This window comes from Yersinia sp. 2542 StPb PI, from assembly GCF_048593855.1.
Classification (GTDB): domain Bacteria; phylum Pseudomonadota; class Gammaproteobacteria; order Enterobacterales; family Enterobacteriaceae; genus Yersinia; species Yersinia enterocolitica_E.
Window position 1 is genome coordinate 1 of sequence record NZ_JAZGQA010000052.1, and the last position, 25,169, is coordinate 25,169.

Sequence of the window (25,169 nt, forward strand, 5' to 3'; positions counted from 1 at the left end):
AAAAAGAAAATACCATGAAAGGATTTCCATCACGTGTCACCAATTTATTGATTGCTTCGCTGGTCCTGACTATTGGCCGAGCTATCACCCTGCCCTTTATAACTATCTATTTGGCTGAGCATTTTCAGTTGGCTCCCGATAAAGTCGGGCTGGTGTTAGGGGCAAGTTTGACGCTAGGTATTTTCACTAGCCTATATGGTGGCTATCTGGTGGACAAATTCAATAAAAAGCTATTGATTTTGCTAGCAATAAGTCTGTTTTCTGCCACATTCTTTACTTTGCCATGGATTGAGCATCCGGCCTGGATCATTCTGATTTTGGCGCTGCTGCATTCGGCCTACTCGGTTTACAGTATCGCGCTCAAAGCCTGCTTTGCTGATTGGCTGCCAGTAAATGAACGTATTAAAGCCTTTTCAGCTAACTACACACTGGTCAATGTCGGCTGGGCGGTGGGGCCGGCGATGGGGGTTTTGGTGGTTGGTTTTGGCTCACAATTGCCTTTTATCATTTCGGGGGTATTGGCGTTGCTGGTCGCGGTGGCGTTGAAATTCAGAATAAGCAGTACCGATATGTTAGCAACAGAACATTCAGCTAGCGAATCAGTACCGGATTTCCGCCAAACATTTACTATCTTACGTTGTGATAAACGGCTGATTTATTTCACCCTCGGCAGCATGCTCAGTGCTATTGTCTTTGGCCAATTCTCGGGTTATTTATCTCAATATCTGATTACGGTGTCAGATGCTAAATTTGCCTATCAGGTGATCGGGGCAGTAATGACCGTTAATGCAACTATTGTGATTACCCTGCAATACTTATTAAGTCGCCGTATGAATCAGCAGAACTTAATGCGCTGGCTGATGTTTGGCACCCTGTTCTTTATCATTGGCCTACTCGGATTTATGGCGGCTCAAGATTCAATTCCACTATGGATGCTGGCAATGGCGATTTTCTCATTGGGCGAAATTATTGTTATCCCAGTCGAATACTTGTTTATCGATTTTATTGCTCCAGCGAATCTCAAAGGCAGTTACTATGGGGTACAAAATCTCGGTCAATTAGGCGGAGCCATTAATCCGGTACTTTGTGGCTTCTTGCTAGCCTGGGCCGCACCGCAGATGATGTTCTATATGCTGATTATCGCGGCTATTTTGGGGCTGGCATTTTTCTATCGTGGCTATCGATTGGCTAAGACGCAGTCGGCTCAACCCCATCAGGTATCAGAACATACCCAATAGTCGCCCAAATGCAGCAAGGAGGGCTGCGAATAAGTTATGTGTAGTAGCAAATCAACACGCTCACAGTTTGATACATGATGAGTCTATTATTCATAGTGTGACAGCTAGCACATAATCAAACTTAATTGTATGATGAATGCACTCCGTAACTCAGGACCTTTTCTATGCGCAATGTGACTTCACTTTGCTGGCAGTACCTGCGGGCTTTCGCCATTATTTATCTGTGCTTATGGGCGGGTAAAGCACTGGCCTTGTTGCTGCCTATCACCATCCCTGGCAGTATCATTGGGATGCTGATTCTATTTGCTCTGCTGGCATCCCAGATATTGCCTTCAACCTGGGTGAAACCCGGTTGCCACCTACTGATCCGTTATATGGCGCTGTTGTTTGTGCCGATTGGTGTCGGTGTGATGCAGTACTACGACCAACTGACTAAACAGTTTGGTCCCATCGTAGTTTCCTGCTTTGTCAGCACCCTAATTGTCATGCTGGTGGTAGCTTACAGTTCTCATTATGTTCACCGCGAACGCAAAGTCATTGGTTCTCCTACCCATACCGAGGACGACAAATGATCAGCAATTTATGGTGGTCACTGCCACTCACCTTAATCGTATTCTTTGGTGCGCGTCGTTTAGCCCGCTGGCTGAAAATGCCACTGCTTAACCCATTATTGATATCGATGGTTGTTATCATTCCATTGCTGCTGGTCACGCATATGCCCTATGCCAACTATTTTGCTGGCAGCAAAGTATTGAATGATTTACTGCAACCCGCCGTGGTGGCGCTAGCTTTCCCGCTATATGAACAATTGCATCAAATTCGCGCCCGCTGGAAATCCATTATCAGTATCTGTTTTATTGGCAGTATTACCGCCATGGTCAGTGGTACGGCGGTCGCCCTGTGGATGGGAGCAACACCGGAGATTGCGGCTTCGGTATTGCCTAAATCTGTCACCACACCTATTGCCATGGCCGTCGCTGAGTCTATCCATGGCTTACCCGCCATCAGCGCAGTATGCGTCATTTTTGTCGGTATTCTGGGTGCGGTATTTGGCCATAGCTTGCTAAATTTATTAAAGATAACCACTAAGGCCTCGCGAGGTTTAGCCATGGGTACCGCCTCCCATGCACTGGGTACCGCCCGTTGTGCTGAAATGGACTTTCAGGAAGGCGCATTTAGCTCACTGGCACTGGTAATCTGCGGGATTATCACTTCACTGTTGGCTCCTTTCCTATTCCCGGTGTTACTCCATTTGTTCGGCTAATGGCGTGAGACCCTGACGCGCAAACGCACATCAGGGTCTACAGTAACAAGGTGAAATAGCGCCCGTTTTCAGGTTTAAATTTGAGATACATCTCTCATTTGAGATTTTACTTGCATCGATTTCATTAGTAATGAGACATCAATCACATCAAGAAGCCCCTAAGCTGCCTAAAATAGTTTCCCGTTACTCTTGGAGAGACTCCCTATGCAAGCACGTTTTCATGCCCCTTGGGCTAAGCTACCCGCTTCACTGCAATCAGCACTTGAACCTATTCTGAGCGCAAACGATTTCCCTGCCATGTTGACAGCGAAGCAAGTGGAAACGGTAAAAAGCATCAGTGGGTTGGATGACAATGCGCTGGCATTCGCGTTGTTGCCGCTGGCTGCCGCGTGTGCGCTGGCGCCAATCTCTCATTTTATGGTTGGTGCTATCGCTCAGGGGAGCAGCGGCAACCTCTATTTTGGCGCCAATATGGAGTTTAGCGGTGTACCGCTACAACAAACCATTCATGCCGAGCAGTGTGCGGTTACTCATGCCTGGTTACGCGGCGAAGCCAGCCTGGTCGCAATTACTGTTAATTACACTCCCTGTGGTCATTGCCGCCAGTTTATGAATGAGCTGAATAGCGGAACCGACCTGCATATCCATTTGCCGGGCCGCCCTGCCGCAACCCTGGGTCACTATTTGCCAGATTCTTTCGGCCCGAAAGATTTGGATATCACCACGCTGCTGATGGATCCGGTGTTTCATGGCTACACCGTGGCTGAAACCGATGCACTGACTCAGGCAGCCCTCGAAGGTGCGAACCACAGTCATGCCCCTTATAGCAATGCTCATAGCGGTGTTGCATTGGAAGCGGCTGATGGCGCTATCTATGTGGGCCGTTATGCAGAAAATGCCGCCTTCAACCCCAGCCTGCCACCGCTGCAAGCTGCATTGATCCTGACCAACATTACCGGTGGGGATTGCGCGGCCATTCGCCGTGCGGTGCTGATTGAGGGCAGTAATCCGACACTGACTCAGTGGGATGCCACACTGGCAACACTGGCAGCCTTGGGTTGCGATGATGTAAAACACGTGACATTTTTGCCGAAATAATACCCAACTAATCGGGGGTTACATGGCTAACCCCCGGTTATCACGCTAATCCTACCTATTCCCCTAAATAGCAGTGAAACTCATTCCCGCGTGTACGACCTGATCAATCATCTGGTATTCCAAGCCATAAGCCGGCCTGAGCGATGCCGATCATAGCACCAAGACCTCGCAACGAATGACGCCGGGTTCCAATAAACTGCTCAGCTAAATCTGCAAGTTAACTCGCACTTTTACCGATTACAGACATATTTAACTAACAAAAGCTGTACATATTCTTCTTATCTTTTAGGATCAGGGCAACAATTGCTATCAATACCCATAGTCATATAAGAGTAAAACTCATGGAACTTGAATACGAAAGTAAACGCACCCTCTATATCCCCTACGCTGGTCCGATCCTGTTGGAATTCCCTCTCCTTAACAAAGGCAGCGCCTTTACTAATGATGAGCGCAACCACTTTAACTTACACGGATTGTTGCCTGAAGCGGTTGAAACTATTGAAGAACAAGCTGAGCGCGCTTACCGCCAGTATCAAGATTTTAAAAATGACGACGATAAGCATATCTATCTGCGCAACATTCAAGACACCAATGAGACTCTGTTTTACCGCCTGCTGGACGCCCATCTCAGCGAGATGATGCCAATTATCTACACGCCTACCGTTGGCGAGGCTTGTGAACACTTCTCTGATATCTATCGTCGTGCGCGTGGGTTATTTATCTCTTACCCAAACCGTGAACACATTGACGATATGTTACAAAACGCCACTAAACAGAACGTAAAAGTTATCGTGGTAACCGACGGTGAGCGTATTCTCGGCCTTGGCGATCAGGGCATTGGCGGCATGGGGATCCCCATTGGTAAATTGTCGCTGTATACCGCGTGCGGTGGTATCAGTCCAGCCTATACATTGCCGGTAGTGTTAGATGTCGGGACCAACAACCCGCAACGCCTGAATGACCCGCTGTATATGGGATGGCGTCATCCGCGTATTTCCGGTGATGAATATTATGCTTTTGTTGACGAATTCATTCAGGCGGTCAAACGCCGCTGGCCAAATGTGTTGTTGCAGTTTGAAGATTTTGCGCAGAACAATGCCACCCCGCTGCTGAACCGCTACCGTGACGAGCTATGTTGTTTCAATGATGATATTCAGGGTACCGCGGCGGTCACGCTGGGTAGCCTGATTGCTGCCAGCCATGCCGCAGGCAGCCAGTTACGCGACCAAACCGTCACCTTCCTCGGCGCCGGATCAGCAGGTTGCGGTATTGCTGAACAGATCATTGCACAGATGATTTCAGAAGGTTTGAGTGAAGATCAGGCCCGGGCGCGAGTCTTTATGGTTGACCGTTTTGGTCTGTTGACTGACAAACTACCTAACTTATTGGATTTCCAAAGTAAACTGGTGCAAAAGAGTGAGGCGCTACAAAGCTGGAATCTGGCCAGTGACTCAATTTCACTGCTGGATGTGGTGCGCAATGCTAAACCGACTGTGCTGATTGGTGTCTCAGGCCAGCCGGGGTTGTTTACTGAAGAGCTGATCCGCGAGATGCACCAGCACTGTCCACGGCCGATTGTAATGCCATTGTCTAACCCGACATCACGGGTTGAAGCACGGCCAGAAGACATTATTAACTGGACCGATGGTGCCGCATTGGTTGCCACGGGCAGCCCATTCTCACCGGTTAGTTACAAGGAGAAGCTGTATCCGATTGCACAATGCAATAACTCTTATATCTTCCCAGGGATTGGTTTGGGGGTGTTGGCATCGGGCGCCCGGCGGGTGACCGACGGTATGTTGATGGCAGCCAGCCGTGCATTGGCTGACTGTTCACCACTTGCATCGAACGGTGAAGGGGCATTGCTGCCGCGTATCGACGATATTCAGGCTGTGTCAAAGAGCATTGCAATGCAGGTGGGCAAAGCGGCGCAGTTGCAAGGTGTCGCCATTGTTACCTCAGAAGAAGCGCTGGCAAAAGCCATTGAGCATAACTATTGGCAGCCGCAGTACCGCACTTATAAGCGCACATCGTTCTAGTTATTATTCGGCCTGTACTTCGGTATGGGCCGAATAACGAATCCCCCAGTAGCTTCAAGGACGAAGATAATACCCAAAGGCATTGGAGTTACAGCTAGCCGGCCAGTGAAATAATCCCGATGAGCTGACTCATGTCAGTGATTCGGGTTAGCACTCGCAGCCAACAGCGCTGTAGCTTCAAGGACGAAGGGTATAAGGCTTGCGCCGCATGCGCAGGTAAAGTAGCCTTGCAAATATGACCAGTAGATTGAATGCATCAAAGGCCTGAGAATGTGGAAACGCCTGATTATTAGCTTGATTACCATCGTAGGGTTGCTGATGGTGACTGCTATTGCGCTCGATCGCTGGATTAGCTGGAAAACAGCCCCCTTTATCTATGATGAGCTACAAGACTTGCCCCACCGGCAGGTCGGTGTGGTCTTGGGTACAGCTAAATATTATCGCACTGGTGGTATTAATCAGTTTTATCAATACCGGATTCAAGGGGCGATAAACGCCTATAACAGTGGCAAAGTCAGTTATTTACTGCTCAGCGGTGATAATGCGCTGCAAAGTTATAATGAGCCGATGACCATGCGCCGCGACCTGATCGCCGCCGGTGTCGCCCCCGCTGATATCGTACTGGATTACGCGGGCTTCCGTACATTGGACTCCATCGTGCGCACCCGTAAGGTATTCGACACCAACGATTTTATTATCATTACCCAGCGTTTCCACTGCGAACGGGCACTGTTTATCGCCCTCCATATGGGGATTCAGGCGCAGTGTTTTGCCGTCCCGTCCCCCAAAGATATGCTCAATGTACGAGTGCGTGAGATTTTTGCCCGTCTCGGTGCATTGACGGATCTCTATATTCTGAAACGCGAACCACGTTTTCTTGGGCCATTAATCCCTATCCCTGCGATACATGTGATCCCCGATGACGCACAAGGTTATCCGGCCGTCTCACCAGAACAATTGGTTGAACTGGAACACCGGCTGGCAGAAGAAAAGCAGAAAAATCCAGCACCAGCACCATGATTGTGAATTAGCTTTTGCTATTGGATTGGGTTTATCAAAGGTCAAGTGAGCTGTGAGGCACTAACTACCGAAATCTAACCCGATCCTGTTTTTAATAATACACCCGTCCGGTTAACCACTTTGCCCCAAGAATGCCCCTACATCACTCTCAACCTCCCCCATCTGCTGTAACAACTGCAAAGTTTCCAGCGCTTCCTCTTCATCCAGCCTGCTCATGGCAAACCCAACATGCACCAGCACCCAATGGCCGATTAATGCCAGACTGGCCTGCGAGTCGGCAGCCACCAGCATAATATTCACCGAACGCCGCACACCGCACACATCCACCCAGGCGGTACCGGGCTGAGTTTCATCCAGTGCGACAATTTGACCAGGGATACCTATACACATAGCCTGGCCTCTGCGTTATTCAATCGCCCAATTTCAGTTAAAAAAAGTAAACTCATTCCACCTCCAGTCGCTTAAGTATGACGCCATCATCAGATGCGCCGATGCGTAAATGGCTCCCGGCACACAATGGGCAACGTATCACTTTGCTACTCAGCAAATTAACCTGCTGCTGGCAATCAAAGCACCACACCTGTGACGGCTGCTGGCTAAGATGCAGCACACAACCTTCCGCCAGTGTGCCTCGGCATACCAACTCAAAACAGAACTCTAATGCCTGCGGTTCGACGCAGGAAAATGCGCCGGTTTCCAACCACACCCCGGTAATTCGCTGCGCGCCATGTAAGCGCGCCTGCTGTTCCATCATGGCAATAGCATGCTGGCACAAGGTTATTTCATGCATGACCGTGCTGCTCCTGTGGCGTATCCCTGACAATAGCGATGCAAAGAAGATGCCAGCCACGCGCTGATTTTCACCTGTGCGAAAAATCATCTAAACAGCTAATAAATAACACTATTATTTAGATATGGCCGCGACCAGATGATTAAGGTGAGCAATCACTGTCGAAGTGTCATTGATGAGCGGCGGTTTCGTCACTAATGTCGACACTTAACCACCGTAATTACGCCATTTTCACTGCCGTTTAAATCTCCGCTATTTACTCCCCCCGCCCCAATGCACAGCAGGCGTGCCTTCACCGCTCTTTTACAGCAGCAGCAGGCGTGCTGGCACAGAATATGCTTTGCAGCTTAGAAATGATTGCTATCAGCCTGACTGTCACCAGATTTTTGTCCCGGAGGGTATGGCTATGAACCGCTTTGTCATTGCGGAGTCGAGGCTTTGTATTGGATGCAATACCTGCATGGCTGCTTGCAGCCAGGTGCATAAAGCCAAGGGTTTACAACAGCACCCCAGATTGACCGTGATGCGAAATGCCACGGTCACAGCACCGATTCTCTGTCGCCACTGCGAGGATGCATGGTGCGCGCGAGTCTGTCCGGTCAATGCCATCACGTTGACCAATAACGCCGTTGAGTTGGATGAAACCACCTGCATCGGCTGCAAGCTCTGTGGTATCGCCTGCCCGTTTGGCGCAATTACGCCCGCGGGCAGTAAGCCATTAGCCGTACCGGAGAGCTTCCCTGAATATATTCCGATGACCGAGCTGTCTGATGTGCCATTCAGCCCAGCCAATATGAACCCATTCCTGGCCTGGACGGCCGGTGTTCGTACCATTGCTGTGAAATGTGACTTATGTAGCTTCCAACCACAGGGACCGGAATGTGTACGGGTCTGCCCCACCAACGCGCTGATGTTGGTGGATGAACACAGCATCGAGCAAGCCAATCAGGCTAAACGGCTCGCTGCGGCCCGTGGGTTTGCCAACGATCTGCCCTTTATTACCGGGGACAGCTCGCCCACCCTCTCTCACGAGGAGCAGAAAAGATGATGAACTCTCTGGAGCTACTGTGGCTCTCCTTACTGCTCTATCTGGCTGGTGCACTACTTTCGCTGCTTTTGGCTCGTCGCGAAACGCTGGCGATTTATGCCGCAGGGCTGGCCTCATTGCTGGGCGGGGTTGCGGGCCTGCTGGCTGCCGCGCCAACCTTACTGGGGGGCGGTATCATTACCTTTATCACCGCCGGACCCTTCCCCTTCGCGGCCTTCAGTCTGCGCCTTGATCCATTGGCGGCCTTTATGCTGATGGTCATCTCACTGCTGGTGGTGGTCACTTCGCTGTATTCACTGGCTTATGTACAGGAATACAAAGGGCGTGGGGCATGGGGAATGGGGGTATTTATGAACCTGTTCATCGCCTCGATGGTGGCACTGGTGGTGGTGGATAACGCCTTCTACTTTATTATTTTCTTTGAAATGATGTCATTGGCTTCCTACTTCCTGGTGATTTCCGATCAAGACGACGATGCTATCAGCGCCGGCCTACTCTACTTTCTGATTGCCCATGCCGGTTCCGTGTTAATCATGATTGCCTTCTTCTTATTGTACCGCCAGAGCGGCAGCCTGGAATTTGCCGCCTTCCGGCAGGTGCATCCAGAGCCGGTGATGGCTTCCGTTATCTTCCTGCTGGCTTTCTTCGGTTTTGGTGCCAAAGCCGGGATGCTGCCATTACATGGCTGGCTCCCACGCGCCCACCCCGCAGCCCCATCTCATGCCTCGGCCTTGATGTCCGGCGTGATGGTAAAAATTGGTATCTTCGGCATCATCAAGGTTGGTATCGATTTACTCGGTGCCAGCCAAATGTGGTGGGGAGTGGTGGTGCTGGCCTTTGGTGCGGTGTCATCGGTACTGGGAGTGCTGTATGCATTAGCCGAGCACGATATCAAACGGCTGCTGGCTTATCACACAGTTGAAAACATCGGCATTATTCTGATGGGCGTTGGGGTTGGCATGATAGGTATCGCGGGCCACCAGCCTATATTGGCCGCCCTTGGCCTACTGGGTGCACTCTACCATCTGCTTAACCATGCAGTATTCAAAGGGTTATTGTTCCTTGGCGCTGGCGCCGTTATCTACCGGGTGCACACCAAAGATATGGAAAAGATGGGTGGGTTGGCAAGGATGATGCCGTATACCGCACTGGCGTTTCTGGTGGGATGTATGGCAATTTCAGCGCTGCCACCCTTCAATGGTTTTGTCAGTGAATGGTTCACCTATCAATCGTTATTTACTATGACCAAAGATGGTGGATTTATTATTCGTCTGGCCGGACCGATTGCCATCGTCATGCTGGCAATTACCGGCGCGCTGGCGGCCATGTGCTTCGTTAAAGTCTACGGCATTAGCTTCTGCGGCCTGCCGCGCACGGAAAAAGCCGCACAGGCGCGGGAAGTGCCGTGGCCAATGACGGCAGCCATGCTGTTGCTGGCCCTGCTGTGCCTGGCATTGGGGATTGGTGCCACCCAGGTAGCACCGGTGATTGCCCGCATTGCCAGTAGCCTGATAGCGGTCCCTGCGGCACAGTCGTTACAGGTTGCACAAGGGGCGCTGTTGTTCCCACAACACAGCTCTCAAGCGATGCTGTCTACCCTCTACATCTTCTTCGGCTTATTAATCCTGCCATTGGTGATTTTACTGATAGCCAGTCTCTACAAAGGCAGCCGTCTGGCATTTCGCCATGGCGGTGACCCATGGGCCTGTGGTTATGCCTACGAACAAGCAATGACCGTCTCCGCCGGTGGTTTTACTCAACCCTTGCGGATGATGTTTGCCCCACTCTATCGAATACGCAAAACCCTCTCCCCCGCACCGATGATGCAACGTGCTCTTGAGCACTCGATCAGTGGTGCCGGGCGGGTAGAGCCGCTATGGGACGACAAAATTGTGGCCCCGCTTATTCGCCTGATCCAATGGCTCAGCCAGCGTATTCAATGGCTACAACAGGGTGATTTCCGCCTCTACTGTCTGTATGTGGTCGCCGCACTGGTTACCCTGCTGATAATCGCGGCTATTTAAGGAGACGAGCAATGCCAACTACTGATATGCCTGCGGTCTCTATGATTGCCTTCGCCATTGGGCAGGCGCTTTTCATGCTGGCGCTGGCACCATTGATGTCGGGTATTTCGCGCATGGTAAAAGCCCGCATGCACTCACGCCGCGGGCCGGGCGTGCTACAAGACTATCGTGATTTAGCCAAACTGTTAAAACGTCAGGATGTAGCACCGGCGAATGCAGGCATCATCTTCCGTCTGATGCCTTATGTGTTATTAGGCAGCATGTTGCTGATTGCGATGGCGCTGCCCATTTTCACGCTGGCATCGCCATTTGGCGTGGCAGGAGACCTGATAGCCCTGCTTTATCTGTTCGCGCTGTTCCGCTTCTTCTTCTCACTGGCCGGTCTGGATAGCGGCAGCATCTTTGCCGGTATCGGTGCCAGCCGTGAGTTAACCCTTGGTGTGCTGGTGGAACCGACACTGATTCTGTCGCTACTGGTAGTGGGGTTAATCGCCGGTTCGACCAATATCGGCACCATCAGTACTGCACTTTCGACCGGCCACTGGCAATCGCCGACCGCAACCGCGCTGGCGTTACTGGCCTGTGGTTTCGCCGTGTTTATCGAGATGGGCAAAATCCCGTTTGATGTCGCCGAAGCGGAGCAAGAGTTACAAGAAGGGCCGCTAACCGAATACTCAGGTGCCGCGCTGGGTCTGGTCAAATGGGGCATCAGCCTGAAACAAGTGGTGGTGGCACAACTGTTCCTCGCCGTGTTTATCCCGTTCGGCAAGCTGGCAGTACTCACTGGATTTGGCCTGCTGTGGGCGCTACTGGCCTGCATTATCAAGCTGGTGGTGGTGTTTGTACTGGCCTCCATCGTGGAAAACAGTATCGCCCGTGGGCGCTTCCTGTTGACCTCCCGTGTTACCTGGCTGGGGTTTGGTGTTGCTGCCTTGTCCCTGGTTTTCTATCTCACCGGTCTTTAAGGAGCTAATAAACCCATCATGGAGAACATGGCTCTTATGAATATCGCCCTAATGAACATCGCCATTGCGACCATTCTGGTCCCATTTGCCGGTGCCATCCTCACGGCCTGCTTGCCACAGCAATGGGCGAAATGGTCCTGTACTTTCTTTTCACTACTGGCAACCCTCGGAACCCTGTTGCTGGCCTATATCTACTTAAGTGGCGGGAAGATTGATGTCACGGTTGATCTGATTCACTACGGCGATATGGCGCTGTTTGGCCTGACTATCGACCGCATCAGTACCTTGATTGCTTTCGCCGTCGTCTTTCTTGGGCTGTTGGTCAGTATCTATTCTACCGGTTATCTGACCCTGGATAATCGCGAGCATCCGCACGAAGGCACTAACCGCTACTACGCCCTGTTGCTGGTATTTATCGGTGCAATGGCCGGGTTGGTATTGTCATCCACTCTGCTGGGTCAGTTGTTCTTCTTTGAAATCACCGGCGGTTGTTCGTGGGGATTAATTGGTTACTACCAGAGTCAGAAGTCACTGCGCTCGGCACTGAAAGCGCTGCTGGTAACCCATGTTGCGGCTATCGGTCTGTATCTGGCGGCCGCAGTGTTGCTGGTTAATACCGGCACCTTTGCCCTAACGGCACTGGCGCAATTGGACAACAGCACCAAAATCATGGTGTTCGGTGGCATCCTGTTTGCCGCTTGGGGGAAATCCGCCCAGTTGCCACTGCATATCTGGTTACCGGATGCGATGGAAGCCCCGACGCCGGTCAGTTCATACCTGCACGCCGCTTCTATGGTCAAGGTGGGGGTTTATATCTTTGCCCGCGCTATTTATTCCGCTGGCGATGTACCACAAATAATTGGCACCGTGGGCATGGTGATGGCGGTGATTACACTGATCTATGGCTTCTTTATGTATCTGCCACAAAAAGATATGAAGCGGCTGCTGGCCTACTCCACCATCACCCAGTTGTCTTACATCTTCTTCGCTCTGTCGTTGGCTATCTATGGCTCAAAAATGGCCTTTGATGGCGGCATTGCCTACATCTTTAACCATGCGTTTGCCAAGAGTCTGTTCTTCTTAGTGGCTGGTGCGCTGAGCTATAGCTGCGGTACCCGTATGTTACCCAAACTCAAAGGCATCATGGGCAAAATGCCACTGCTGGGGGTGGGATTCTGTGTCGCCGCACTGGCGATCACTGGGGTGCCGCCTTTTAATGGCTTCTTCAGCAAATTTCCTATTTTTGCCGCCGGCTTCTCGCTCTCTCACGAACATTGGCTACTGATACCCCTGCTGGTGCTGGCGCTACTTGAATCGGTAGCGAGCTTTGGCTGGTTCCTCTACTGGTTCGGGCAGACCGTCCCCGGTAAGCCATCACCAGAGGTCGCCTGCGCCAAACCGCTGCCACTGGCGATGCAGGGGGTATTGGTGATTCTGGTGATTATGTCGGTGTGCTCAAGCTTTATTGCTGTCGCCTGGCTCGGATAAGGGAGTAGAAAATGACCGGAACACTTCTTGTCAACAATTTGGTCGTAAATAATCTCGCAGGGCTGCTGATCATTACCTCACTACTGGTAATCATCGCCAAGAAACCCGCCACTTCGGCACTGCTTTATGCCTTGCAGTCACTGGTACTGGTGCTTATTTTTCTGGTACTGGCTGAAACCTTGGGTGCTCACGAGTTGTACCTGTGGTCGCTGAGTGCCTTTGTCACCAAGGTGGTACTGGTGCCGTGGATTATGTATCGCGCTTTTCGCCAAATGGACGATCCCAAAGCCAATGGCGGCATCATTGGTACCGCCAGCCTGATTTTTATCGCCGCCATCATTATCTTGCTGAGCTACTTCGTGGTTGAACCGGTGCAACTGCCCATGGTCAGCGCACTGAAACCGGCTCTGGCCGTCTCATTGGGGCATTTCCTGATTGGACTGCTGTGTATCGTCACCCAACGCAATATTCTGAAAAATATCTTTGGCTATTGCCTGATGGAGAACGGGGCTCATCTGATGCTGGCGCTGCTGGCCTTCCGCGCACCGGAATTGGTCGAGATTGGCGTTGCCACCGATGCCATCTTCGCGGTGATTGTGATGACGCTAATGGCGCGCAAGATTTACCGCACGCTGCACACGCTGGATGTTAAACAACTGACGGCGCTAAAGGGGTAATGAAATGAGTAATACTGACCTGCTGTTGTTGCTGCTGGCGATACCTCTAATAGCCTCATTGCTCGCGTTCGCTTGCCGGGCGTTAGGCAGTGCCGCACGGATGGCAACCACTTGGGTGCATTTTACCGGCATCACTGTGTTGCTAGTGGTGGCGCTGACGGTAGTGTGTCGGGTTGCGCTGGGCGGGGAGATTCTGGCGGCACATAATTGGCTGCATATCGATAGTCTCAGCGCGCTGTTCCTCGCTATTCTGGGCATTATCGGCTTTATCACTGGCCTTTACTCCCTTGGCTATATGCGCCATGAAGTGAATAATGGCGAAATCACGGTTGGCACGCTGTGCAACTACTACGGTTTCTTCCATCTGTTCCTGTTCACCATGCTGTTGGTGGTCACCAGTAATAACCTGATCCTGATGTGGGTTGGTATTGAAGCCACTACCCTCAGCTCAGCCTTTTTGGTGGGATTATACGGGCAGCGCTCCTCACTGGAGGCGGCGTGGAAGTACATTATTATCTGTACCGTCGGTGTGGCATTCGGGCTGTACGGCACGGTGCTGGTATATGCCAATGCCGCGAATGTGTTGGCAGATCCGGGCAGTGCTATCTTCTGGACCGTGGTTTCTGAACACGCTAAAGAGTTGGACCCCAGCCTGATGCATCTGGCGTTTGTCTTTATCCTGATTGGCTTCGGTACCAAAACCGGGCTATTCCCAATGCATTCGTGGCTACCGGATGCCCACAGTGAAGCCCCTAGCCCCACCAGTGCCCTGTTATCCGCCGTACTGCTTAACTGCGCCCTGCTGGTTATCATCCGTTACTACATCATTATCAGCGCCGCCATCGGGCCACATTTCCCACAAATGTTGCTGTTGGTGTTCGGCATGATGTCGGTTGCAGTATCCGCCTTCTTTATTCTGGCCCAGCGCGATATGAAGCGTTTACTGGCCTATTCCAGCGTCGAGAATATGGGGTTAATTGCGGTGGCGCTGGGCATTGGTGGCCCGCTAGGTGTGCTGGCAGCACTGTTCCACACCTTGAATCACAGTCTGGCTAAGACCTTGCTGTTCTGTGGTTCCGGCAATGTGTTATTGAAATACGGCACGCGGGATATGGGCGCGATTAAAGGCATTATCCGCGTCGCACCGCTGACTGCGGTGTTACTGGCTGGTGGCGCATTAGCGCTGGCCGGGATGCCGCCGTTTAACGTGTTTATCAGTGAATTTATGGTGGTGGCTGCCGCGATTAACGCCGGCCATATTTGGCTGGTTATCGTCCTGCTCTTGCTACTAACACTGGTACTGGCCGGATTGGTACGCATGATAGCCAACACCGTGTTGGGAACACCACCGGCAGCGGTCAGCAAAGGCGAACTGGGTATTCTGACCACCGCGCCGATGGCAATACTGTTGCTGTTGATGCTGTTGCTTGGCGTGCATATTCCGGCTCCAGTGACCCGTTTATTGACCGATGCGGCACAAATTGTTCTCAATAACGATGGCAGTGAGCCAACCCAGCAACAATTTATGCTGCCGTGGCAGCACCTCTCTCCACCGCAACCCGTAACTCAGCCCATTCCATCCGTTGCACAGAGCCATAGTGCGGTGCAACTAACCCCGAATCGTCAGGAGATGTAACGTGACTCGCGAAACCCCTATTTCAGCTATTCCGGGTTCAGGTCAGCCGGTGTCAAGCCATCCACACAGCGGTGAAAAGCTGGGTGCGGCCTATGTAGCCCGCCTGCGTGAACAATTTCCTGCGGCGATTTTAGATGAAGAGTGGCAAACCCCTGATCAACTGACCATTACCATCAAACTAAATAGCCTGCCCGATGTGGTAGAGCACCTTTATTATCAACAAGGTGGCTGGTTGTCGGTGCTGTTTGGTAATGATGAACGCAGCCTGAATGGCTATTTTGCCATTTACTATGTGTTGTCGATGGAAGGCCGTGAACAATATGGCGAAGAGACCGGTAAGCAGTATGGCGATAAGTGCTGGGTGATTGTCAAAGCACTTATCAGCCCCGAACGACCGGAGTTCCCGTCAGTCACACCTCGGGTACCTGCCGCCGTCTGGGGCGAGCGTGAAGTACGCGATATGTATGGTCTGCAACCGGTTGGTCTGCCTGATGAGCGCCGTTTAGTGCTGCCCGATGATTGGCCAGATGACCTCTATCCGCTGCGCAAAGACACCATGGACTATCGCCAGCGCCCCACGCCCACCAGCGATACGGAAACCTATCAGTTTGAAAACGAAGCAGGTAGCAGTAGCCGGGTGGTGCCTATTGGCCCAATGCATATTACCTCTGACGAACCGGGTCACTTCCGGCTGTTTGTCGACGGCGAAGATATTATTGATGCCGATTACCGCCTGTTCTATGTCCATCGCGGCATGGAAAAACTGGCTGAAACTCGCATGGGTTACAACGACGTTACCTTCCTGTCAGATCGCATCTGCGGCATTTGTGGCTTCACCCACAGCGTGGCCTACACCTCTTCCATTGAAAATGCTTTGGGCATTATCGTGCCGCCTCGGGCACAGATGATCCGCACCATTTTGCTTGAAGTGGAGCGGCTGCACAGCCATCTGCTCAATATCGGTTTGTCTTGTCACTTTGTTGGTTTCGATACCGGTTTTATGCAGTTCTTCCGCGTGCGTGAAAAAGCGATGACGATTGCTGAGATGCTCACTGGCGCACGTAAAACCTATGGCCTGAATCTGATTGGTGGCGTCCGCCGCGATATCCTGAAAGCTGATCGCATCAAAACGCTGCAATTGGTCTCGGAGATGCGTGCCGATATCGGCCAGTTAGTGGATATGTTAATGAGCACCGCCAATATCGAACAACGCACCGTGGGGGTGGGCCTGCTGGATCGCAAAATCGCCCGCGATTTCAGCCCGGTCGGCCCAATGATCCGCGCCAGTGGCTATGCGCGCGATATGCGCCATGACCACAGCTACGCCAACTATGCCAATGTGCCCAAAGAGTTGTTTACCCTCGATGGCTGCGATGTCCACTCCCGCCTGCTGGTGCGGGTGCGCGAGTTCTTTGACTCGCTGGTAATGATTGAATATGGCCTGAACCATATGCCTGGCGGGCCGCTGCTGGAAGAAAAAGTCAATTACCAACCTTACAAGTTCGCCCTCGGGTTCTCGGAAGCACCGCGTGGCGAAGATGTGCATTGGAGCATGACCGGCGACAACCAGAAGCTGTTCCGCTGGCGCTGCCGTGCGGCAACTTACGCCAATTGGCCAGTACTGCGTTATATGTTGCGCGGCAATACCGTCTCTGATGCGCCACTGATTATCGGCAGCCTCGATCCCTGCTACTCCTGTACTGACCGGGTCACGCTGGTGGATGTGCGCAAGCAAAAATCCGTCACTGTGCCGTACAAAGAGATCGAGCGTTATGGCATTGAGCGCACCCATTCGCCGCTCAAATAGAGGGATGAAGAATGTTAAAACTGTTTAAAACCATCCTGAAAGTGGGCGACACCACGGTGAAATACCCGTTTAAGCCGCTTGAGGTCAGCCACGGTTTTCGCGGCAAACCGCAATATGATGCCGAGCAATGCATCGCCTGTGGTGCTTGTACCATGGCCTGCCCTGCCAATGCGCTAACCATGGAAACCGATCTTGCTAGCGGCACTCGTCAGTGGCAGTTATTTCTCGGGCGCTGCATTTTTTGTGGCCGCTGTGAGGAGGTCTGCCCGACCCGTGCCATTGTGTTATCGCAAGAGTTTGAACTGGCCGTCTTCAACAAAGCGGATTTGTATCAGCGTGCCAGTTTTACCCTTGCCCATTGCCAGCAATGCCAGCAACCCTTTGCGCCGAAAAAAGCAGTGGATTATGTCATGGCACTGCTGATTCATTCCGGGATGGCGGCCGAGGATGTCGAGCAGCAGCGACCTCATTTTGAAACTTGCCCTGAGTGTAAGCGCAAACAGAATATCGTTATTAATAACAACGTTATGCTGGATCAGCACAACGAAGGGAGGGGCAACCTATGAGCCAACCACATTCATTAAAACCGGGCTGGGGGCACCATGTTAGTCAACCGATCGCACTTGATCCCTCGGTTGCCCAGTTAAAAAGTAAATTATTGAAAGATATCAAGCGCTCCGCCTATGTCTATCGGGTGGATTGTGGTGGCTGCAACGGCTGTGAGATTGAGATTTTCTCCTCAATCACTCCACTGTTCGACACCGAGCGCTTTGGTATCAAAGTTGTTGCCTCCCCCCGCCACGCGGATATTTTGCTGTTTACCGGTGCGGTAACTCGCGCCATGCGCACACCGGCACTGCGCGCTTATGAATCGGCACCGGACCCAAAAATCTGCGTCTCTTACGGCGCGTGTGGTTGTGGTGGTGGCATCTTCCATGACCTGTACTGTGTCTGGGGTGGCAGCGATACCATCGTACCAATTGATGTGTACATTCCCGGTTGCCCGCCGACCCCAGCCGCTACCATCTATGGTTTTGCCGTGGCATTGGGTCTGCTGGAGCAGAAACTGAAAGGCGAAGAGCATCAGGAGAGTGCCGATGAACGCGCCGCGCTGATTCACCCCGATGCACCGCTCAATCTGCGAGTGCTGTTGGAGCGTGAAGCGCGCCGTATGGCCGGCTATCGCCAGGGGCGGGAAATCACCGACAGCTTCTTGTCGCTGCTGGTCAATCAGCCATTACCGGAATTTGAACAGCGCTGCCAGAACTACCTGCGCCAACAAGATGATCCGCGTCTGAGCGAGATATTCGCCAACCTGCAACACATTGCCCTGATACAACTGGCGGGAGGCAAAGCTGATGTCCGCTAAGGTTATTTTCTATGCACTGAATCAGAAGTTCCTCGACAGTGATGACGATATGCCCGAGCAAGCACAACAAGTGATGTATTACTCACTGGCTATCGGCCACCATGTGGGGGTGATTGATTGCTTAAAAGCCATCATGGAATGCCCGCTGGCAGAATATGAACAATGGTTTGGTCAGTTGCCCGCAGGCGAGGCTCACCGCAAAATGGCCGGCTTACTGAAGTTTGGTGAAATCACCATCGACAGTACCCATACCCAGTTATTGGCAAAAGCCTTCGCGCCGCTGGCTGAAAACCCAGCCTCGCTCCACCAGCCATGGAGCCAACAACTGCTGCAAACCCTGTACGATATCGAGCAGGAACCGGCCATCTATTTAATGGTGAAACGCCGCCCATGAACATGCCACATCCCCCCGCCACTCACACCACCGCCCTCAATCTGGTGTTAACCGTTGGCAACAGCATGATGGGCGATGACGGCGCAGGCCCACTACTGGCTGAACGCATGACACAACAACCACTGATTGACTGGCAGGTGATTGACGGTGGTTCGGCACCGGAAAATGTGGTGCATCGTATCCGCGCGTTGCAACCGACACGATTAGTTATTGTCGATGCTGCCGATATGGAGCTGTCGCCGGGTGAGATTCGCATCATTGACCCTGAGCGAATTGCCGAAATGTTTATCATGAGCACCCACAATCTGCCGCTCAACTTTCTAATTGATCAGTTAAAGGAAGATATTAGCGAAGTCATTTTTGTGGGGATTCAACCCACCTTAGTGGCGTTCTACTTCCCAATGACCGAGCCAGTAAAACAGGCGGTAGAAACGGTGTATCAACAACTACCACACTGGCAAGGTGACGGTGGTTTCGCGCATTTATAGCGAAATGACGGCATGCCGTCGTCAAATTTGCCGACGTCATGCCAGCCGACAGTTTCCCGTTAACCTCCCTGCCCACATCAGTATCCATTAATCCTTTATAAAACAATCATATTCATTCACTTTTATCTAGCCACTTCAAGTTGGCATAAACCATGCAGTATGTAAGGCAATGAGCCAGATTAGCTGTTCTAAACGTGAATCTGCCAGATCTATCAATTTATACCCAATAGATATCAAGGTGCAGGAAAGCGGTAAGCAAGTGCAGCCAACACCTCTGCAACTTGAAAGATGAAGACATTTATCCCCAATAGATTTCAAGGTGCGGAAGGCGGCAAGCAAATGCAGCCAACACATCTGCAACTTGAAAGATGAAGGGGAAGGAGAGAAAACAATGAACCGGTTCATAATCGCAGACCCCAAAAAGTGTATTGGCTGCCGCACCTGTGAGGTTGCCTGCGTGCTGGCACACAACGGTGGCAAGCTGGACACGCTAACTAAAGCCAATTTCGCGCCTCGGCTGAAGGTGGTTAAAGGGCTAAATGTCAGTACCGCCATTATGTGTCGGCACTGTGAAGATGCCCCTTGTGCCAATGTTTGCCCGAACGGCGCAATTGTTCGAGCAGCGGACAGTATTCAAGTGTTGCAGGAAAAATGCATTGGCTGCAAAACCTGTGTCGTTGCCTGCCCGTATGGTGCGATGAGCGTCGTGACCAAACAGGTCGAAGTGATGTTTAACGGCCTCTCACAGGGATTCTGCCTGAAAGCCGAAGCACAGAAATGTGACTTGTGCGAAGGGCAAGCCGCCGGCCCGGCGTGTATCTCCGTTTGCCCAACGCAGGCGCTGCACATGATTGGCCGCGACACTATGCAGGCCATGCTGCGCAAAAAACAGATGCGTGCTGCTTTAGATGAAGCCAACGAAATGAGCTTTTAGTCAATAAGGCTGCGGCCCCAAAAACGAAGGGATGACCCAAAGTAATTGGTGTTGCAGCAAGGCAGCAATTGAGCGAATCCCGATGAGCTGACTCAGGTCAGTGATTCGGGTGAACGAGAGCAGCTAACACCGCTGCGGCTCCAAGAACGAAGGATGATTAATATGCACAAGGCACTCACTGTCTGTCCTTACTGCGGCTCCGGCTGCAAAATCAATTTACTGGTCGAAAATGGCAAAGTTATTGGCGCTGAAGGCGCAAATGGCGTCACCAATCAGGGTGAGTTGTGTCTGAAAGGCTACTATGGTTGGGACTTTCTCAATGACACCAAATTGCTAACTCCGCGCCTTAAACAGCCGATGATCCGTCGCCAAAAAGGCGGCAAGCTGGAGGCGGTATCTTGGGATGAAGCGATTGAGTTTGCTAGCAGTAAACTGCGAGCAATCAAAGAAAAATATGGCCCGGAAGCCATTATGCATACCGGCTCATCCCGTGGCCCAGGTAATGAAACCAACTATGTGATGCAGAAATTTGCCCGTGCGGTTACCGGCAGCAACAATATTGACTGCTGCGCCCGTGTTTGCCACGGCCCGTCGGTCGCCGGGCTGCAAGTGACATTGGGTAATGGCGCGATGAGTAATTCAATCTGCGAGATTGAAGATACCAAATGTATTTTAGTGTTTGGCTACAACGCCGCTGACTCCCATCCGATCGTGGCCCGCCGTATTCTGAAAGCCAAAGAAAAAGGCGCGAAAGTGATTGTCTGCGATCCACGCCATATCGAAACGGCGCGTATTGCAGATCTCTGGTTACCCCTGAAAAACGGCTCCAATATGGCACTGGTAAATGCCTTTGCCAATGTGTTGATCACTGAAGAGCTGTACGATAAAGATTACGCCTCAAGCTATACCGAGGGCTTCGACGAGTACCGTGAAATCGTCGCCAAATACACCCCGGAATATGTCGAAAGCATTACTGGCCTGTCGGCAAAATCAATTCGTGAGGCTATGCGTATCTATGCCGCCGCCCCTTCAGCCACTATCTTGTGGGGGATGGGTGTCACTCAGTGGGGCCAGGGGGTAGATGTCGTGAAAGGGCTGTCAGGACTGGCACTGTTAACCGGTAATCTGGGGCGCCCGAATGTCGGTGTTGGTCCGGTACGCGGGCAAAACAATGTGCAGGGTGCCTGCGATATGGGCGCATTGCCAAATATGTATCCGGGTTATCAATCTGTGACCGATCCCGCCACACTGGAAAAATTTGCCAAAGCCTGGGGGGTACCATCCCTGTCCGATAAAGTCGGTTACTCGCTGACCGATGTTCCACATAAAGTGAAAGAGGGGAAAATTAAAGCCAACTACGTGATGGGCGAAGATCCACTCCAGACCGAACCGGATTTGTCCATGATGCGTGAAGCCTTCAGCGAATTAGAACTGCTGATTGTGCAAGATATCTTTATGACCAAAACCGCAGCCGAGGCGGATGTTATCTTCCCCGCCACCTCGTGGGGCGAACATGAAGGGGTCTATTCTGCGGCAGACCGTGGTTTCCAGCGGTTTGAAAAAGCGGTTGAGCCACAAGGTGATGTAAAACCAGATTGGGAAATTATTAGTCTGATGGCGACCGCACTCGGCTATCCGATGAAATATAACAATACCAAAGAGATTTGGGATGAACTGCGTGAGTTGTGCCCGCTGTACTATGGCGCAACCTACGAGAAAATGGCAGGTTTGGGCTATATCCCATGGCCATGTACCACTGAAGACAGCCCCGGTACACCCTGGTTGTATGCCGGTAATAAGTTTGACCGCCCTGGCGGCAAAGGGTTGTTATTTGCCAGTGAATGGCGTGCGCCAATGGAACTGGTGGATGACCAATATCCACTGGTGTTGTGTACCGTGCGTGAGGTCGGCCACTACTCCTGCCGTTCGATGACTGGCAACTGTTCCGCACTGCAAACACTGGCCGATGAACCGGGTTATGTGCAAATCAGCCCGCAGGATGCGGATAAAATGCGCTTGCAGGATCAACAACTGGTGTGGGTAGAATCGCGTCGCGGTAAAGTTATTACGCGAGTTTCAGTCAGTGAACGCATTAATATCGGCGCGGTATATATGACCTACCAGTGGTGGATTGGTGCCTGTAATGAGCTGACGCTGGACCATCTGGATCCAATTTCAAAAACACCGGAATATAAATATTGCGCGGTGAAGCTGGAAGCCATCCCGGATCAGACGTGGGCAGAAAACTATGTGCAGCAGGAGTATAGCCAGTTGAAGGCGCGGTTACGTAGAGAAGCCGAAGTGGGGTGATCGGTTAACGGCTACTGCGCTTTGCCATTCTGGGTTTACGCAGTGCTCGCCACCGTCATGTACTTATGTACACTCCGGTGGCTGTGCGCTGAGCGCGCCCAGACTGGCTTTGCTCGCGACGCCTCGTTCAGGTAGAAGGGTTTGGCACTGCTTGGTTCAACACGGTATTCGGTAAATAGATACTAGTTTTATTCGAAGCAAATAAATGAGTTAATCCATCCCATCTTCATCTTCGATACTTTTTACTGATATTCCTAACCGCTGCATCCGGGATAACAAGGTGGTGCGTTTTAGCCCTAACTTAATGGCAGCCCCTTTTGGCCCAGCAACCACGCCGTTGGTTTCGCGTAATACTCGAATAATTCGCGTGCGCTCAGACTCTGAAGATTCAGGCTCTTCACTTTCGGGTAACAAGGTTTTATGCACTACCCTTTCTGCCACAGGTTTAGTAACCTCTAGCGGTGACAGATGATATTCCAGCTCTTGTAACTGCAAATTCAGCGTAGTGCCACGGCTAAGGATGACCGCCCGCTCAATAACATTTTCCAATTCACGAATATTGCCCGGCCACGGTAAACGGCTGAGCAAACGTAATGTTTCACCAGGAATTGTGTCGATAGTGCGATTCATCCGTTTGGCTATTTTTTGAGTAAAGAATTTTACCAGCAACGGAATATCTTCCGGCCGCTCACGCAGCGGAGGGATCACAATCGGAAAAACATTAAGCCGATAATAAAGGTCGCTGCGGTATTCGCGATTCACCATCATCAATTTTAAATCACGATTGGTCGCAGCAATCAGCCGAACATCCACCGGAATAATTTTACTGCCGCCAAGGCGTTCTATTTCCCGCTCTTGCAATACACGTAATAATTTAGGCTGTAGTTCCAGAGGAATATCGCCCACTTCATCAAGAAATAGTGTGCCACCGTCAGCCATTTCAAACCGGCCAATACGCTGTGATGATGCACCGGTATAAGCCCCCTTCTCATGACCGAACAGATCACTTTCCATCAATCCCGATGGAATGGCTGCACAGTTCATTTTCACCATGCGTTTATTCTTGCGGGTACTCAAATTATGAATAGCCCGGGCAATCAGCTCCTTGCCGGTGCCGGTTTCCCCCAGAATCAATACAGTACAATCACTGGAGGCCACCATCTCAACTTGTTCCAGTACCGCTTTAATCCCTGCACTATTACCGATTATTTCGCCAAACTCTTCATTATGAATAATCTGATCCGTTAGATAGAGATTTTCATTTACCAACGAATCTTTTAGGCGGGTAATTTCGTTGTAGGCCAGCGCGTTATCAACCGCAATGGCAATACGCGCCGCAATTTGGCGCAACAGTTTTACATTGCTATCAGTGAAAATATCACTCTGACATTGTGCCAGTTTCAAAACACCTAACATTTTGTGGCCGAAAAAAAGCGGCAACAGGCAGACAACTTGTAACCCTTCATCCAGCATATTTGCCAGTTGCTTATCATCCGGTGCCAAAAGAGAGATATCAGCCAAATTAACCAACAATAACGCTTTGCTCTGTAAAACCTGCCCAGCCAAAGTGCCGGTAATATCCACCCATGCCTGCTGATACTGTACGGCCTTACCACTCTGGTAGCGGGTAGAGAATACATTTAATTTATTTTTATCCTTATGGGTACCGCACAGCGCTAAGCTAATGTAATCAATATTAAAAAATCGATGTATCTCTTTTGAAACCTCTGCCGCTAATACATCCAATTCCAGCTTAGAAATAACCGTATTGGTCACATCCACTAAAATACGATAATGGTCGCGCTCAAAGCGCAGTTTTTCACGCTCAGAAAATGCCCGATTAATCTCAGCAATATTATCAACGGCAATTGCCACTACATCTGCCAGTAACCCCAGAAAAGTAACTGCTTGTTCATCAAACTCACTGTCATCAGTTTTAATAAATTCAATACAGCCTGACCAATGATTGTCATGGCCCAAGGGAAAATGGCAGCCAGAGTGCAATTCCTGATAGGGAATCAAATCACAAACAGCAGAAAACTCCCTTTGCATACGGCGATGGTCAGTCTGCAAAGGCGTCTGTTGCTGCCAGGCTAAGCCACCGGGGCCTTCGGCAAACAAGATATTTTGCGATCCCTGCACCCTGTTGGTCGCATCGTCATGGGTATAAAGGGTATTTTGGTTATAAAGAGGGTTAAGCAATAATAAATTGACCCGCTGAAAACGCACCACAGAAAAAGAGAGCTTTCTGAGTTCATTCACTAAATCGGTTATATCCCGTAGCAATAATAACTTTTTTGATACCGTGAACAGTGTATCTTGCCAAACTTGAGCCAATGTGGGACGGGGTAGTTTTTTTGCTCTATCCATAAACGTCGTTATTAAGCCCAGAAAAATGATCACTACTTTAAGGTATTAAACTGAACAAATATATATCAACAGCCGATAAGCTTGATCTGGGTTAACAAACTATTTCTCCGCAATTTATCTATCTTACCAATCAGTTGAAATTACGTCTCATTTTCATCGTAAGATAAATAAAAACATTAGGTTACATGTGATACTCACCACACATGTAAC

22 protein-coding genes are annotated in these 25,169 nt (G+C 51.0%); 19 read left to right on the forward strand and 3 right to left on the reverse strand.

Features of this window, described 5'->3' with window-relative positions; genetic code table 11:
- Positions 1-14 precede the first annotated feature (14 nt).
- The 6 genes from V1952_RS08920 to sanA all read left to right on the forward strand — a co-directional run bounded on the left by V1952_RS08920 (position 15) and on the right by sanA (position 6,659).
- Entirely contained in the window at positions 15-1,238 is a 1,224-nt protein-coding gene (locus V1952_RS08920; RefSeq protein ID WP_083159359.1) for an MFS transporter, read from the forward strand.
- 164 nt (positions 1,239-1,402) lie between these two features.
- On the forward strand, positions 1,403-1,810 hold the full coding sequence (locus V1952_RS08925) for a CidA/LrgA family protein (protein WP_005187673.1): 408 nt from the start codon (positions 1,403-1,405) through the stop codon (positions 1,808-1,810).
- Positions 1,807-2,502: a CidB/LrgB family autolysis modulator gene (locus V1952_RS08930; RefSeq protein WP_032906846.1), complete on the forward strand. Its 696-nt coding sequence runs from the start codon at positions 1,807-1,809 to the stop codon at positions 2,500-2,502. Before V1952_RS08925 ends, V1952_RS08930 begins: the two co-directional genes overlap by 4 nt.
- Positions 2,503-2,706: 204 nt before the next feature.
- A complete protein-coding gene (gene cdd / locus V1952_RS08935; RefSeq protein WP_372558455.1) occupies positions 2,707-3,600 on the forward strand; it encodes a cytidine deaminase in 894 nt (297 codons plus the stop codon).
- 341 nt (positions 3,601-3,941) lie between these two features.
- Positions 3,942-5,639, forward strand: coding sequence for an NAD-dependent malic enzyme (locus V1952_RS08940; protein WP_372558454.1), 1,698 nt, complete (start codon positions 3,942-3,944; stop codon positions 5,637-5,639).
- A gap of 270 nt (positions 5,640-5,909) precedes the next feature.
- Positions 5,910-6,659: an outer membrane permeability protein SanA gene (gene sanA, locus V1952_RS08945; protein WP_420071640.1), complete on the forward strand. Its 750-nt coding sequence runs from the start codon at positions 5,910-5,912 to the stop codon at positions 6,657-6,659.
- Positions 6,660-6,770: 111 nt separating this feature from the next.
- On the opposite strand, the gene V1952_RS08950 is transcribed toward sanA, so the two are convergent.
- Both V1952_RS08950 and hypA read right to left on the reverse strand, forming a co-directional pair.
- A complete protein-coding gene (locus V1952_RS08950) occupies positions 6,771-7,049 on the reverse strand; it encodes a HypC/HybG/HupF family hydrogenase formation chaperone (protein ID WP_372558452.1) in 279 nt (92 codons plus the stop codon).
- A gap of 52 nt (positions 7,050-7,101) precedes the next feature.
- Positions 7,102-7,449, reverse strand: a complete 348-nt coding sequence (gene hypA / locus V1952_RS08955) for a hydrogenase maturation nickel metallochaperone HypA (RefSeq protein ID WP_083159365.1) — start codon at positions 7,447-7,449, stop codon at positions 7,102-7,104.
- A gap of 406 nt (positions 7,450-7,855) precedes the next feature.
- Here hypA and V1952_RS08960 point away from each other — a divergent pair, with 406 nt between their 5' ends.
- The 13 genes from V1952_RS08960 to fdhF all read left to right on the forward strand — a co-directional run bounded on the left by V1952_RS08960 (position 7,856) and on the right by fdhF (position 22,589).
- Positions 7,856-8,497 carry a 4Fe-4S dicluster domain-containing protein gene (locus V1952_RS08960; protein WP_372558451.1) on the forward strand — a complete coding sequence of 214 codons (642 nt, stop codon included), beginning with the start codon at positions 7,856-7,858 and terminating at the stop codon, positions 8,495-8,497.
- A complete protein-coding gene (hyfB, locus tag V1952_RS08965) occupies positions 8,494-10,521 on the forward strand; it encodes a hydrogenase 4 subunit B (protein WP_420074629.1) in 2,028 nt (675 codons plus the stop codon). Before V1952_RS08960 ends, hyfB begins: the two co-directional genes overlap by 4 nt.
- 11 nt (positions 10,522-10,532) lie before the next feature.
- Positions 10,533-11,486 (forward strand): respiratory chain complex I subunit 1 family protein, encoded by a 954-nt coding sequence (locus V1952_RS08970; RefSeq protein WP_083159367.1) that lies wholly within the window; start codon positions 10,533-10,535, stop codon positions 11,484-11,486.
- Between the two features lie 36 nt (positions 11,487-11,522).
- Positions 11,523-12,974, forward strand: coding sequence for a hydrogenase 4 subunit D (locus V1952_RS08975; protein ID WP_420071641.1), 1,452 nt, complete (start codon positions 11,523-11,525; stop codon positions 12,972-12,974).
- A gap of 11 nt (positions 12,975-12,985) precedes the next feature.
- A complete protein-coding gene (gene hyfE, locus V1952_RS08980) occupies positions 12,986-13,651 on the forward strand; it encodes a hydrogenase 4 membrane subunit (protein WP_083159369.1) in 666 nt (221 codons plus the stop codon).
- 4 nt (positions 13,652-13,655) lie between these two features.
- Complete coding sequence (locus V1952_RS08985; protein ID WP_420071636.1) at positions 13,656-15,287, forward strand: hydrogenase 4 subunit F; 1,632 nt, start codon at positions 13,656-13,658, stop codon at positions 15,285-15,287.
- Between the two features lies 1 nt (position 15,288).
- Positions 15,289-17,094, forward strand: a complete 1,806-nt coding sequence (locus V1952_RS08990) for an NADH-quinone oxidoreductase subunit C (protein ID WP_083159372.1) — start codon at positions 15,289-15,291, stop codon at positions 17,092-17,094.
- Positions 17,095-17,105: 11 nt separating this feature from the next.
- A complete protein-coding gene (gene hyfH, locus V1952_RS08995; protein WP_420071635.1) occupies positions 17,106-17,660 on the forward strand; it encodes a hydrogenase 4 subunit H in 555 nt (184 codons plus the stop codon).
- Positions 17,657-18,463 (forward strand): NADH-quinone oxidoreductase subunit B family protein, encoded by an 807-nt coding sequence (locus V1952_RS09000; protein ID WP_372558447.1) that lies wholly within the window; start codon positions 17,657-17,659, stop codon positions 18,461-18,463. Before hyfH ends, V1952_RS09000 begins: the two co-directional genes overlap by 4 nt.
- Positions 18,453-18,857 carry a formate hydrogenlyase maturation HycH family protein gene (locus tag V1952_RS09005; RefSeq protein WP_372558446.1) on the forward strand — a complete coding sequence of 135 codons (405 nt, stop codon included), beginning with the start codon at positions 18,453-18,455 and terminating at the stop codon, positions 18,855-18,857. Before V1952_RS09000 ends, V1952_RS09005 begins: the two co-directional genes overlap by 11 nt.
- 2 nt (positions 18,858-18,859) lie before the next feature.
- Complete coding sequence (gene hycI / locus V1952_RS09010) at positions 18,860-19,345, forward strand: hydrogenase maturation peptidase HycI (protein ID WP_372559852.1); 486 nt, start codon at positions 18,860-18,862, stop codon at positions 19,343-19,345.
- A 391-nt stretch (positions 19,346-19,736) separates the two neighbouring features.
- Positions 19,737-20,279, forward strand: a complete 543-nt coding sequence (locus V1952_RS09015) for a 4Fe-4S binding protein (RefSeq protein ID WP_032906839.1) — start codon at positions 19,737-19,739, stop codon at positions 20,277-20,279.
- A 162-nt stretch (positions 20,280-20,441) separates the two neighbouring features.
- Positions 20,442-22,589, forward strand: coding sequence for a formate dehydrogenase subunit alpha (gene fdhF, locus V1952_RS09020; RefSeq protein WP_420074630.1), 2,148 nt, complete (start codon positions 20,442-20,444; stop codon positions 22,587-22,589).
- A gap of 210 nt (positions 22,590-22,799) precedes the next feature.
- Here the strand turns inward: fdhF and flhA are convergent, their stop codons facing one another.
- On the reverse strand, positions 22,800-24,959 hold the full coding sequence (gene flhA / locus V1952_RS09025; RefSeq protein WP_372558444.1) for a formate hydrogenlyase transcriptional activator FlhA: 2,160 nt from the start codon (positions 24,957-24,959) through the stop codon (positions 22,800-22,802).
- Positions 24,960-25,169: the final 210 nt, after the last annotated feature.